Below are 13,199 nucleotides of genomic sequence, written 5' to 3'. Positions count from 1 at the left end.
AGCGGATACACGCCGGTTATGACGGTGATTCTATTTGGTTATCGAGATGAATATTTACGATTTTTTCCGGACTGCGGCTTGGCGGAATACTGCAAGCGCCAAGGGTTCATAGAAGCCCTCTCGCCAATACCCCGGATGGAGACCCTCATGAATGACGCCACCCTGCAGCCGCCCTTGCCCGCCTCGGTCGCTGCTGTGTCCAAGCCTGTCGGCCAGGCACGACTGATTGCCGCGTGCTCGATCGGCAATGCGCTGGAGATGTATGACTTCACGGTCTACAGCTTCTTCGCGCTGATGATCGGCAAGCTGTTCTTTCCGTCCGACAGCGCGTATGGCTCGCTGCTGCTGGCGGTGGCAACGTTCGGTATCGGCTTTGTGATGCGGCCGCTGGGCGGCTTCGTGATCGGCAACTACGCAGACCGCCACGGGCGCAAGGCCGCGATGACGCTGACGATCGGGCTGATGGTCATCGGCACGCTGTGCCTGGCGGTGGCGCCTACGTACGCCACTGCAGGCCTGCTCGGCCCGCTCATCATTCTGGCCGGGCGGCTGCTGCAGGGTTTCTCGCTGGGCGGAGAAATCGGTGCGTCGACTGCGATGCTGATGGAATCCGGCGGTATTCGCGGGCGTGGCTTTCGCGTGAGCTGGCAGCTGGGCAGCCAGGGCCTTGCAGCCCTGTGCGGCGCACTGACCGCGGCCATTCTGTACGGCAGCCTGTCGCCGGAAGCGCTGCAGAGCTGGGGCTGGCGTGTGCCGTTCTTCCTCGGCCTGCTGATCGCGCCGGTGGGCCTGTATATCCGCTCGCACCTCGATGAAACGCACACCGCCGAGGCGCATGCACCGAGCCCGCTCGGCACCTTGTTCCGCGATCACGGCGGGCTCGTCATCAAGGGCGTGCTCACGATCATCGGCGGGACGGTCGGCACGTATCTGGTCATCTATTTCATGCCGACCTACATGATCCGCGAGCTGCATCTGCCGCCCTCGCTGTCGCTGCTTGCCGGTTGTGTGACGGGGGTGACCAGCTTTGGCGCATCGCTGCTCTCGGGTTGGCTTGCGGATCGCCTGCCGCGCCGCAAGCCGCTGGTGGTGGGCGCAACGCTGGTCACGGTGGTGGCGCTCTATCCGGCCTTCTGGCTGATGACGCATTACCCGAGCGTGCCGCTGGTGCTGGCGCTGTCGGCGTTGCTCACGGGCGCGCTGTACCTGGGCACCACGCCGATGCTGCTCATGATGATGGAGCTGCTGCCCATCAAGGTGCGTGCCAGCGGCCTGTCGGTCATCTACGCGATTGGTGTCACGGTGTTTGGTGGTTCGTGCCAGTTTGTCGTGACCTGGCTGCTGGCCCGCACCGGCAATCCGCTCTCCCCTGCCTTTTACATGATGGCGTGCAGTGCCATCACGCTGCTGACCGTGCTGAGCCTGCGTGAAGCGCGCGAAACCCACTGAACCCGATTCCAACCTCCAACCCCGGAGCCCCGACATGACCAAAGCGCCCACGCTCACGCCGTTCCAACTGCTGCCGCATCTGCTGCCGCCCGTTCATATCGATGCAGAAACGTTCGTCAACATCCGCCGCCAGATCCACGCGCAGCCTGAACTCGGTTTCGAGGTGGGCGCGACCAGCACATTGGTGGCCGATCTGCTCAAGAGCTGGGGCTACGAGGTGCATACCGGCATCGGCAAGAACGGCGTGGTGGGGCAACTGAAGCTCGGCAGCGGCACGCGCCGACTCGGCATTCGCGCGGACATGGACGCCCTGCCCATCGTTGAAGCAACGGGCCTGCCCTACGCCAGCCGCAACCACGGCAAGATGCACGCGTGCGGCCACGACGGCCACACCGCCATCCTGCTCGCAGCGGCCAAGGCGCTGGCCGAGAGCCGCGACTTTGACGGCACGCTCAACCTCATCTTCCAGCCTGATGAGGAAAACCTGTGCGGCGCGCGCGCCATGATCGAAGACGGGCTGTTCGAGCGCTTCCCGTGCGATGCCGTCTATGCCTTGCACAACATGCCGGGCGTGCCGGCCGGTAGCTTCCGCGTGTTGCCGGGGCCGGTGAGCCTGTCTTCCGACGTGGCCGACGTCACCATCAAGGGCATGGGCGGGCACGGCGCGATGCCGCATCGTGCGCGTGACCCGATTGCTGCATCGGCCGCCATCATCACCGCGCTGCAGACCGTGGTCGCACGCAACGTCGCACCCGACGACACGGCGGTGGTATCGGTCGGTTTCATTCGTGGCGGTGCAACGCACAACGTGATTCCCGAATCGGTGACGATCGGTCTGAATGTGCGCGCGGCGCGGCCGGAAACGCGCGCGCTGGTGGAAATGCGCATCCGCGAGATCGTCAGCCTCACCGCACAAGCCCATGGCGTCGAGGCGCAGATCGACTATCGTCAATTGACGCCGCCCATGGTCAATACCGAGGCAGAGACGCAACTGGCGCAGCAGGTCTGCACCGAACTGGTGGGTGCGGCAAACGTCGTCACGCAGGCGCCCAAGGGGCTCAACGGCAGCGAAGACTTTGCTTGGATGCTCAACGAAGTGCCCGGCTGCTACCTGATCCTCGGCAATGGCGAAGGTGAATTCGGCGGCTGCATGGTGCACAACCCTGGCTACGATTTCAACGACCAGGTGTTGCCGTTGGGCGCAGCGGCCTGGGTGCGTCTGGCGCAGACCTACCTGCGCGCGTGAAGTGAACTTCGAGTCAAGCCATGCAAGCCAACCTCAGCCAGGCAGCCACACCTGCGGCCGCCAACGAAGAGATCGTGCAATGGAGCGCGATCGAGCTGTCGCGGCGCATCCACGCGCGCGACGTGTCGTGCGTGGAAGTCATGGAAGCGTTCCTCGCGCAGATCGATCGCCATAACCCGGTGGTGAATGCTGTCGTGGCCCGCATCGATGCCGAATCCGCCATCGACCAGGCGCGCGAGCGGGATGTGCTGCTCTCGCAGGGCTTGTCCGGCGGCTGGATGCATGGCTTTCCGCAAGCGCCGAAGGATCTTGCGGCCACCGCCGGCATGGTGACGGCGATGGGCAGTCTCGCCATGGCGCGCAATGTGCCGACACACGACAGCATCGTCGTGGAGCGCATCCGCCGCCAGGGCACCGTGCTGATCGGCAAGACGAACACGCCGGAGTTCGGCCTCGGCTCGCACACCTACAACCGTGTGTACGGCATCACACGCAACGCCTGGAACCCCGAGCACTCGGCCGGCGGCAGCAGCGGTGGCACAGCCGTTGCACTGGCGCTGAACATGCTGCCCGTGGCCGACGGCAGCGACATGATGGGCTCGCTGCGCAACCCGGCTGCCTGGAACCATATCTACGGCCTGCGCCCAAGCCTCGGGCGCGTGCCCTACGGCCCCACCGGCGACGTGTTCTTCCAACAACTGGGCACCGAAGGCCCAATGGCGCGCAATCCGCAAGACCTCGCTTGGTTGCTCGCCACGCAGGCCGGTTACGACCCGCGAGCGCCGCTGTCACTGGGTGACGATCCGGCGTGCTTCATGCGGCCGCTGCACCGTGATTTCCGGCAAGCGCGCATTGGGTGGCTGGGCGATTTTGGCGGCTACCTTGCCGTCGACCGCGAAGTGCTGGCCGTCAACGAGCAGGCGCTGGACACATTCGATACGCTGGGCTGCCATGTCGAAACCGTACGGCCCTTCTTCGCGATGGATGCGTTGTGGGAATGCTGGTGCACGCTGCGCGCGCTGAGCGTATCCGGCAACCTGGGGCTCCTCTACGCCAACGCAGCCACGCGTGACTTGCTCAAGCCCGAAGCCATCTGGGAAATCGAGCACGGACGCAGCCGCACCGCCATCGACATCAACCGCGCCATTGCCACGCGTGCGAGCTGGTATCAGGCGCTGCTGGGGCAGTTCGCACAGTACGATTTTCTTGTCCTGCCTTGCACGCAAGTTGCGCCTTTTCCTGCGGAAGAGCACTGGCCCAAGACGGTAGCCGGCCGCGCCATGGACACGTATCACCGCTGGATGGAAGTCGTGATTGGCGCCACGCTGGGGGGTGTGCCGGCCGCAAGCCTGCCGTCGGGTTTCACCACCGACGGCCTGCCGCTGGGCTTGCAGGTCATTGCCCCGCCGCGGTCAGAATTTGCGCTGCTGCAGCTTGCCGCTGCGTGGCACGAAGCTTTCGCGCCGGCTCGTACCACGTCGCCGCTATTGCGCTGAGCGATGCACGCGTGCCGTGTTTTCGCGGCACGCGCATAGCCAATCCCACACAGAGCGCACGGCGGCGTCTTCAAGCCGCGCAGATGGCGCCACGGCCCAGAAGGCATAGCGTTGAATGACGGGCGCTGCGAACGGCTGGACGAGCGCGCCACTCTCCAGCGCATCGCGCACCAGCGGCAGATTCGCCAGGATCACGCCCTGCCCGGCCGTTGCCGCCGACATGGCGTGCCCGTCGTCGGACAGCACGATGCCCGTGTCGGTCTTGAGCCTGTGCTCTATCCCGGCGGCGCGCGCCCACATCGGCCAGGCAATCGGCTGCGGCAGCGTGCGCTGCCATTCGGAGTGGATGAGCGGCACGCGCGCCAGATCGTCATGCGACTGGACGTTCAAGCCCGGATGGCAGACCGGCGCATAGGCATCGCCAAAAAGATGTTCGCTGATGAGTCCGTTGGCCGCAGCGGGCGTATCGCCATAGCGCACTGCAAGGTCTGCGCTGCCGCCGTACAGGTCGACCACAGTGTCGGACGCATGAATGCGCAGATCCACCTCCGGATGCTGCGTCGCGAATTCACCCAGCCGTGGCACCAGCCAGCGCGCGGCAAGCCCCATCGGCGCGGTAAGTGTGACGCGCTGACGGGTCGGTTGCGCTTGCGGGCCACGAAGGGCATCGATCACCTGCGCAAACGCGTCAAAGCCGGTATTGAGCACGGGATACAACTGCTGGCCGGCGGCTGACAGGCGCAGCGCCCGCACGTGGCGCTCGAACAGCGTCACGCCCAGCGCGTCTTCCAGGCGGCGGATCTGATGGCTGACGGCCGTGGGCGTGACCGACAGCTCGTCGGCAGCGCGCTTCATGCTGAGGTGGCGCGCGGTGGCTTCAAAGGCGCGCAGCGCGCTCAGGGGTGGCAGTTTTCGCATGCGCGGGATTGTGTCATGGGCGTTTTTCCCGCGTGAGCGGCATGGATGAATCCATGTCAGCCGTGGCGCGCAAAACAACTCGTTTGTCGCGGTGCAGCGCGGTTCGTAGAGTGGCCACACCTCCACTCAACTCAAAACGGATGCGCAAATGACTTCTCCGATCCGCCTGTTGCACCTCGATTCAAGCGCCCGGCCGGGCACCTCCGAGACTTCGCGCCATGGCTCCCATACGCGTCGGCTCTCTGCGCGCTTCGTGCGACGCTGGCTAGAACATGCGCCCGACGCGCAGGTCGTCTATCGCGACATCGGCGGTGAACCGCCCTCGCCCGTCGACGGCCCCTGGGTACACGCCGCGTTCACGCCGCCTGCGCAGCGCGAGCCGTGGATGCACGATCGCCTTGCGCAAAGCGATGCGCTGATCGACGAGTTGCTTGCCGCCGACGTGATCGTGGCCGGCGTGCCGATGTACAACTTCGGCATGCCCGCGCAGTTCAAGGCGTACATCGACAACATCGTGCGCGTGGGCCGCACGTTCGGCTTCGACCGCAGCCGCACCGGCGAGCCCTATTGGCCGTTGCTGGCCGGCATGAACAAGCGCCTGGTCATCCTGAGTTCTCGCGGCGATTTCGGTTACGGCCCTGGCCAGCGCATCGCCCACATGAACCACGTGGAAGGCGGCGTCGCAACAGCGTTCGGCTACATCGGGATCAGCGATGTGGCATCGGTGGCCATCGAATACGACGAGTTTGCAGACGACCGGCTGCGCGCATCGATTGCCTCGGCAGAAAACGAGGTCGATGCGCTGGCCGCGCGCATGGCAGGCGCCGCCGTGGAAGCGGCTTAGTCGATCAGCCGGCCATCGGCCTCGAAGAATGGGTGCGGCCCGTCGAACTCGCCCACGTACGCGAGATGGCTCACCAGGCCTTGGCCCGGCACCCAGGCGTGGACCTTGTACGCGGGCGGCTCCATCACGAAACCGGGCGCCGCGTCGGGGTCAAGATCCAGCGCCACTTGGTGCGCGGGGGATGGGCATGTCGATGCGACGGTGCCCGCAAAGCGCACGTCAATGGAGCGATGCAGATGGCCGCAGATGATGCGCTCGACATTGCCGGCGGCACGCACGATCTGCGCGAAGGCCGGGATGTCTTCTTCGGCGAGCGATTGCACGTCCATGTGGCCGATGCCCGTTGCGAACGGCGGATGGTGCATCGCGATGACGGTCGGGCGTTGCGTCTCGCGCGCCAGCGCTTCGGCCAGCCAATCAAGGCGCTGTACGCCCAGGCGGCCGCCGGGATGGCCGGTGTCCAGCGTATCGAGCACGACCAGGCGCACGTCGCCAATGTCTGTCCAGTACTGGAAAGCGTGCGTATCCTGCGCCGAGGCTGGAATGGGCGCGACCCAATCGGCAAAGGCATCGCGCGCGGCGTCACGGCCGTCGTGGTTGCCCAGCACCGGCAGCATGCGGATGCCCGCCGCATCCAGCGGCGCCAGCACGGCGCGCAGGTGGGCATATTCCTCCGGCGCGCCGGCATCCACAAGATCGCCGGTCAGGACGATGGCGTCGGGCTTCTCCGGCTGCGCCAGGATATGCGCCACGCAGCGCGCCAAATAGGCCGCCGAATCTACGCGCCGATACGCCAGTCGCCCCGGGCGCTTGATATGAAGATCGGTGAGTTGCAGGAAATGCATCGGCATCAGGCTTGCAGGGTCAGAAGGCGGTCTGCCGGAACATCGAAGCCGACCGCATGGCCCGGCGCAAACTGCTGGCGGCCGGGCACGTCGATGAACAGCGGCATGGCCGACACGCCGGCCACGCGCACGCGGGTGCGGAAGCCGAGAAACACCGCCGATTCGACCGTGCCCTTGAGCGCGGCCTGGGCCGGGTCCGCCAGCACGGCATCTTCGGGACGGAAAAACACGGCGTTGCCTTCGCCTGCCGGCACGAGGACGCGGCCGCCCGCGCAGACGAATGCGCCATCCTGCCGCGTGCCGTCCAGCCGGTTCATGATCCCGATGAAATCCGCCACGTGCCGGTTGGCCGGCTGGAAGTAGATTTCGCGCGGCGTGCCGATCTGCGCAATGCGGCCGGCTTCCATGACGACAATGCGATCCGCCAGCGCCATCGCCTCTTCCTGATCGTGCGTCACGTAGATGGTCGTGATGCCGAGGCTGCGCAGCAGGCGGTCCATCTCTGCGCGCACGGATTCACGCAGCTTGGCATCGAGCGCTGTGAGCGGTTCATCGAGCAGCAGCACCCGCGGCTCGGGCGCCAGCGCGCGCGCCAGTGCCACACGTTGGCGCTGCCCGCCGGAGAGCTGATCCACACCGCGGTCTGCGTACGGCGTGAGATGCATCATCTCCAGCAGCGTGTTCGCCCGGGCGCTGATCTGCGTATCAGACAAGCCGTTCTGCCGGCGCTGGATGCGCAGGCCGTATTCCACGTTGCCGCGCACGCTCAGATTGGGGAACAGCGCGTAGCTCTGGAACACCATGCCGACGCGGCGGCGCTCGATCGGGCGCGCGGTGACGTCTTCGTCGCCAAAGTGCACGGTGCCGCCGGCATCCGGCGCCTCCAGCCCGGCGACGATGCGCAGCGTGGTGGTCTTGCCGCAGCCCGACGGGCCGAGCAGCACGACGGTCTCCCCGGCGGCGATGTCGAGGTCCATCGACTCCAGCACGCGCTGGCCGCCAAAGTGTTTTCCGCAGCCGCGCAGCCGGATCGGCACGGGGGCGAGGTGTAGGGGTTCGGTACTCATCGGGAAGCCTTTCCGTTGTTCACCCGCAGGCCGCCAAAGCGCTGCATCAGCACCAGCAGCGGCACGATCATGACGAAGAAGATCAGCGTGTAGGCGCTGGCAATCTCCAGGCGCATCGACGCATAGGTATCGGCCAGGCCGACCGGCAGGGTCTTGGTTTCTGGTGTGTGCAGCATCCAGGTGAGGTTGAATTCGCCCACCGAGAGCGTCACCACCGTCAACGCGCCAGCCAGGATGCCGGGCTGCACGTTGGGCAGCACGATGGTGCGAAACCGCTGCCAGAACGATGCGCCCAGGCTGGCGGCGCCCTCCTCCAGCGTCTTCAGGTTCTGGCCTGCCGCCACGGCTGCGACCGAGCGCACCATGAACGGCAGCGTGAACACCACGTGGCCGACGACGATGAACCACAAGCTCTCGCGAAAGCCACCAAAGCCGCCGTACGCCACGATCAGCCCGAGCGCCGTGGCCAGCCCCGGCAGCGCCACGGGCAGCGTCAGGAATTCTTCGATCAGGCGGCTCGCGCGGCTCTGGCGCCGCGCCAGCACATAGCCTGCCGGCACGCCCGCCGCCAATACGATCACCAGCGTGCACAGCGCCACCAGCAGCGACATCCAGATGGACGCCTGGTACATATCCCAGACCTGGGCGACCCAATCGAGCGTCCAGCCACTCTTGAAGCCGCGGATGTAGTTGCGCGTCAGCCCCACGGCCATCGACAGCACGACGGGCACGATCAGGAAGAGGCACAGCAGCAGCGTGATGATCCACTGCGCAGCAGACAAGGCGCGTTTCATGCCGCCGCCCCCGCTTGTCCGCCAGCCGCCGTGCGTGCAATCGCCAGCACCAGCCACGTCACCACGCCCAGCACAACCGACAGCGCGGCCGCCATGGCAATCCCGGCATTGAGCGTGAACTCGGTATAGATCGTCATCGGCAAAACGTCGATATCGGTGGCGAGCGTGAAGGCCGTGCCGAACGCGCCCATCGACGTGGCAAAACAGATCGCCCCCGAGGCGATGAGCGCAGGCGCCAACCCCGGCACGAGCACGTCACGCGTCACCTGCCACGACGACGCGCCCAGCGAGCGCGCCGCTTCTTCCAGTGAACGATCAAGCTTTTCCGCCGCTGCCATGACCGTCAGCACCACGCGCGGGATCGAGAAATACAGGTAACCGAGAAACAGCCCGCCGATGGAATAAGCGAAGACCCATTTCTCTCCGACCAGCTTGTGTGTGAGATCGCCCAGCAGGCCCTGCCGTCCGGCCAGCAGAATCACCATGAAGCCGACCACCACGCCGGGAAACGCCAGCGGGAACGTCAGCATGGCGGTAATCATCCGTTTGCCCGGCACCTCGTGGCGCACCAGAAACAACCCGGCGATGGTCGAGAGGATGAGCGTGGCCAGCGTGACCGCTGCCGACAGCACCACCGTCGAAAACAGGCTGCCCAGGTAGCGCGGTGTAGTGACCGCCGCCGTGTAGGTGGCGACAAGGCCTTCGCTGCCGCTCACACGCAGCAACGCGGCCATCGGCAGCAGCCAGAACGCGCAGAACAGTGCAACGGCCGGCGCCAGCAACGCCACCCGCCACCGTGCGGGCAATACCGCATCGTCAGGCAAGGTGGTTCGGGTGACGGTGCTCATGCTCAGCGGACCTCGTTCAGGTAGCGCGTGCCAAACGCCTGCTGGCCGGCTGCCATCTTGTTGAAGTCGACCGTCTTTGCGCGGGCGTATTCGCTGGCCGGCAGGAAGCGCGAGGCGGCTTCCTTGCTCATGGCGCTGGCGCGCACCGGGCGCAGGTAGGCGTTGGCCCACAGTGTCTGGCCCTCATCCGACAGCACGAAATCCAGCACCTTCTTGGCGTTCTCGGCATGGGGTGCACCGGCCGTCAGGCTCATCACGTACGGCACGGCAATCGTGCCTTCCTGCGGAATCACGAATTCCACGTTGGCGTGATCCTTGTACTTGGCGCGGTAGGCGTTGAAGTCATAGTCGAGCAGGATGGGGATTTCGCCTGCCACCACGCGTGCGTAGGCGGTCTGCTTCGGCACGATCGGTGCGTTCTTCTTCAACTGCTTGAACCACTCGATAGCCGGGCCGAAGTTGTCCAGCGTGCCTCCCAGCGCCTGGTTGACCGCCACGGCGCCCACGTAGCCGACGAAGGCGCTGCTCGGGTCCAGGTAGCCGACCATGCCCTTGTATTCGGGCTTGAGCAGGTCCTTCCACGAGCGCGGCACGGGCTTGCCTTCCAATGCGTCTTTGTTGACGAAGAAGCCCAGCGTGCCGGAGTGGATCGAGAAGAACGCGCCATCCGGGTCTTTCATGCCGGCCGGAATATCTTCCCAATGCTTGGGCTTGTAGTTCGCGACCAGGCCTTTCTCCTTGGCCTGATACGCGGACGTGATGCCCAGGTAGGCCACGTCAGCCACGGGATGCGACTTCTCGGCCAGCATCTGCGCGATGGCCTGGCCGGAGTTCTTGTTGTCGAACGGCACGGTGATGCCGGTCTTTTCCTTGATGGCCTTGATCTGGCTGGCCCAGTCGGCCCATTCGGGCGGGCAGTTGTAGCAGATGGCGACTTGCTGGCCGGCCGGCTGTGCCTGCACCGGCGCAGCCAGGGCGAATGCGCCGGCTGCCACGAGGCCGCACGCGCGCAGCCATTGAACGAGACGTTTCATCGAGACGCTCCTTGCGTATCAGACGTGAGGGAAGAAACAACGGAGAGAGACGCTTCAGCCGGCGCACGGGCCAGCGTGCCGCCCGCCAGCAGACGGTGCGGCAACGTAATCGAGGGCACCACCTCGCCGGTGATGCGGCGAGCCAGTGCCATGGCCGCGTCGGTGCCGATTCGGCGATGCGGCTGCGCCACCGTCGCAAGCGTGGGCGAAAGCCACTGCCCCATCGCCAGGCCATCGAAGCCAACCACGCTCACGTCTTCTGGCACGCGCAGGCCCATCTCGCGCAGCGAGCGGATGGTGAGCAGCGCAAGGCGGTCGTTGCTGCAGAAAATGGCGGTCGGGCGCGGCGGGGCCAGCAGGCGGGCCAGCTCGGCGGGCAGCATGGCATCGGCATTGAAATCAATTTCGACGGGCGGCTGCGACGCAATGCCGGCCGCTTCCAGCGCTTCGCGGTAGCCATCGTGGCGCAGCGCCGCACGGTCCGACGCTGCCAGCGTGCCAGTGAGCATGCGGATTTGACGATGCCCCTGCGCGAGCAACGCGCGAATGGCGTCGCGTGCGGCCGCCCGGTTGTCGACCGTGACGCAGCAGCGGGCAGGAATGCGCGCTTGGCCAACCGTGTCGTTGTAGACCAGCACGTAAGGCACGTGCTCGGCGTCGAGGCGATCGAGGTGCGGATTGGCGGCGGCATCGGCCACGGTCAGGATCAGGCCGTCGACACGTTGCTCGAGCATGGTTTCGATGGCGCGGGCTTCACGCTCGCGGTCGTACGCAGTCGTCATGAGCATCACACGTTGGCCCGTGATGGACGCTGCTTCCTCGATGCCCTGCATGCATTCGGCAAACACGGGGTTGGCCAGCGACGGCAGCACCACACCCAGCAAGCCCGTGCGCTCGGCGCGTAACTGGCGGCCCAGCGCGTTGGGGCGGTAGTGAAGCGCATCCATGGCGGCCTGCACACGGGCCAGCGTCGATGCGCTCACGCGCTCCGGCGTATTGACCGCCCGCGACACCGTGGCAATCGAAATGCCGGCATGCGTCGCTACGTCCTTGATGCTGCTGCCCACTGCTCGCCCCTCGGAATTTGTAAACGTTTACATCCTAGGTGCGCGCAGTGACTATTTCATGACAATCGATGCTGCAGTGCAGCCGTCGCCGCAATGCAGCATCGCCGGTGTTGTGCATGGCAAAGTTACAAAGCTCGCATATTCTTCTTACGAAAATGGGCAAGCGGCGTGCGCCAATGCGTGCGCAGCGGCATGGCCCACTTGCTGCTGTGCTGTTCTCGCTGCCTGCTCTGGAGACACCATGCGTGTATCGCCCGTTTTCGATGTGCCTAGCATCGCTCTGCCCGCCCTGATGCAACACTACGGCGTGGTCCGCGCCCAATCCCTGGCCTTGGCCGCGCCGCTGTCCGACGCCGATGCCACCGTCCAATCCATGGACGACGCCAGCCCCGCCAAATGGCATCTGGCCCACACGACGTGGTTTTTCGAAGAATTCATCCTGGGTCCGAACGTGCCGGGCTATCGCTCGCCGGACGCACGCTACCGCTACCTGTTCAATTCGTACTACGAGACCGTGGGTGCGCGGCACCCGCGCCCGCGTCGCGGCATGCTCACCCGCCCTACGCTCGATGAGGTGCGCGCCTATCGCGCCCATGTCGATGCGGCCATGCAGTGCTTGCTGGCCGATGGCGTACCGGATGACCTGGCTCGCTTGATTACGCTTGGCCTGCATCACGAGCAGCAGCATCAGGAACTGCTGCTGACCGATCTGCTCCACTTGTTTGCGCAGAATCCGCTATGCCCGGCCTATGCAGAACCGCCGCCGCGCGTGCATGCGGCGCCCGCGCAACCGGGCTGGGTGAGCTTCCAGGGCGGCGCCGTGCAGATCGGCAAGACCGAGTCCGATACCGGTTTCACGTTTGATTGCGAAGGCCCGCGCCACACCGTCTGGCTTGAGCCCCATGCATTGGCCACGCACCCGGTCACCAACCGCGAGTGGCTTGCCTTCATGCAGGACGGCGGTTATCGGCAGCCCACCCTGTGGCTGTCCGACGGCTGGGCGTGGGTGCAGCGTGAAGGCGTTGATGCCCCGCTCTACTGGCGCACCGGCATGGACGAAGCCGAAGGTTGGCAGCAAATGTCGCTGCACGGTTTGCAGCCGGTGGATCTGGATGCGCCCGTGGCGCACGTCAGCTTTTACGAGGCCGATGCCTATGCCCGCTGGGCCGGCGCCCGCCTCCCGACTGAAGCTGAGTGGGAGCACGCCGCAGAAGGCCTACCCGTGCAAGGCAACTTCGCCGGCCGGGGCGCGCTACGCCCGTTGCCCGACCACGGCATCGCCGAGGCAGGCAGCCTGCGTCAACTGTTCGGTGATGTGTGGGAATGGACCGCCAGCCCTTATGGCCCGTACCCGGGTTTTGAGCCGGCCGAAGGGGCCGTGGGCGAATACAACGGCAAGTTCATGTGCAGCCAGATGGTGCTGCGCGGCGGATCATGTGTGTCGCCCGAGGGGCATCTGCGGGCGACGTACCGCAACTTCTTTTATCCGCACCAGCGGTGGCAGTTCACCGGGGTGCGGCTGGCGCGGCGGGCGTGAGGCGCATCACAACCGGCACTGCGGCACGATTGCCGCGCCATTCGGGCCGCGTCT

At 65.8% G+C, this 13,199-nt stretch carries 12 protein-coding genes; 5 read left to right on the top strand and 7 right to left on the bottom strand.

Going from position 1 to position 13,199, the window contains the following annotated elements; genetic code table 11:
* Positions 1–147: 147 nt before the first annotated feature.
* Genes BG83_RS0104955 through BG83_RS0104945 form a run of 3 tightly spaced genes read left to right on the top strand, consistent with a single transcriptional unit; the run spans position 148 to position 4,191 of the window.
* Positions 148–1,449: an MFS transporter gene (locus BG83_RS0104955; protein ID WP_024975680.1), complete on the top strand. Its 1,302-nt coding sequence runs from the start codon at positions 148–150 to the stop codon at positions 1,447–1,449.
* Between the two features lie 34 nt (positions 1,450–1,483).
* Positions 1,484–2,695: a M20 aminoacylase family protein gene (locus BG83_RS0104950; RefSeq protein WP_024975679.1), complete on the top strand. Its 1,212-nt coding sequence runs from the start codon at positions 1,484–1,486 to the stop codon at positions 2,693–2,695.
* Positions 2,696–2,715: 20 nt separating this feature from the next.
* Positions 2,716–4,191: an amidase gene (locus tag BG83_RS0104945; RefSeq protein WP_024975678.1), complete on the top strand. Its 1,476-nt coding sequence runs from the start codon at positions 2,716–2,718 to the stop codon at positions 4,189–4,191.
* Here the strand turns inward: BG83_RS0104945 and BG83_RS0104940 are convergent.
* Entirely contained in the window at positions 4,180–5,109 is a 930-nt protein-coding gene (locus BG83_RS0104940) for a LysR substrate-binding domain-containing protein (protein WP_080693647.1), read from the bottom strand. The two genes, BG83_RS0104945 and BG83_RS0104940, sit on opposite strands and share 12 nt — an antisense overlap.
* A gap of 148 nt (positions 5,110–5,257) precedes the next feature.
* Here BG83_RS0104940 and BG83_RS0104935 point away from each other — a divergent pair, with 148 nt between their 5' ends.
* Entirely contained in the window at positions 5,258–5,953 is a 696-nt protein-coding gene (locus BG83_RS0104935; RefSeq protein ID WP_024975676.1) for an FMN-dependent NADH-azoreductase, read from the top strand.
* Here BG83_RS0104935 and BG83_RS0104930 read toward each other — a convergent pair.
* From BG83_RS0104930 to BG83_RS0104905, 6 genes are read right to left on the bottom strand one after another with little or no spacing between them, the layout of a single operon-like run.
* Positions 5,950–6,798, bottom strand: a complete 849-nt coding sequence (locus tag BG83_RS0104930; protein ID WP_024975675.1) for a phosphodiesterase — start codon at positions 6,796–6,798, stop codon at positions 5,950–5,952. The genes BG83_RS0104935 and BG83_RS0104930 overlap by 4 nt on opposite strands.
* A 5-nt stretch (positions 6,799–6,803) precedes the next feature.
* Positions 6,804–7,865 (bottom strand): ABC transporter ATP-binding protein, encoded by a 1,062-nt coding sequence (locus BG83_RS0104925; protein WP_024975674.1) that lies wholly within the window; start codon positions 7,863–7,865, stop codon positions 6,804–6,806.
* Positions 7,862–8,659 (bottom strand): ABC transporter permease, encoded by a 798-nt coding sequence (locus tag BG83_RS0104920; protein ID WP_024975673.1) that lies wholly within the window; start codon positions 8,657–8,659, stop codon positions 7,862–7,864. The genes BG83_RS0104925 and BG83_RS0104920 overlap by 4 nt, the downstream gene beginning before the upstream one ends.
* Complete coding sequence (locus BG83_RS0104915; RefSeq protein ID WP_037031573.1) at positions 8,656–9,507, bottom strand: ABC transporter permease; 852 nt, start codon at positions 9,505–9,507, stop codon at positions 8,656–8,658. Before BG83_RS0104915 ends, BG83_RS0104920 begins: the two co-directional genes overlap by 4 nt.
* A gap of 2 nt (positions 9,508–9,509) precedes the next feature.
* Positions 9,510–10,541: an ABC transporter substrate-binding protein gene (locus tag BG83_RS0104910; protein ID WP_024975671.1), complete on the bottom strand. Its 1,032-nt coding sequence runs from the start codon at positions 10,539–10,541 to the stop codon at positions 9,510–9,512.
* Positions 10,538–11,608, bottom strand: coding sequence for a LacI family DNA-binding transcriptional regulator (locus BG83_RS0104905; RefSeq protein WP_024975670.1), 1,071 nt, complete (start codon positions 11,606–11,608; stop codon positions 10,538–10,540). Before BG83_RS0104905 ends, BG83_RS0104910 begins: the two co-directional genes overlap by 4 nt.
* A gap of 241 nt (positions 11,609–11,849) precedes the next feature.
* On the opposite strand from BG83_RS0104905, the gene egtB reads away from it, so the two are divergent.
* Complete coding sequence (egtB, locus tag BG83_RS0104900; protein WP_024975669.1) at positions 11,850–13,145, top strand: ergothioneine biosynthesis protein EgtB; 1,296 nt, start codon at positions 11,850–11,852, stop codon at positions 13,143–13,145.
* Positions 13,146–13,199 lie beyond the last annotated feature (54 nt).

Origin of the sequence: Ralstonia pickettii, assembly GCF_000607165.1 — a bacterium.
In the GTDB taxonomy this organism is placed as follows: domain Bacteria; phylum Pseudomonadota; class Gammaproteobacteria; order Burkholderiales; family Burkholderiaceae; genus Ralstonia; species Ralstonia holmesii.
Note: the sequence above shows the minus strand (reverse complement) of the source record. Positions and strands in the feature narration are given on the sequence as shown.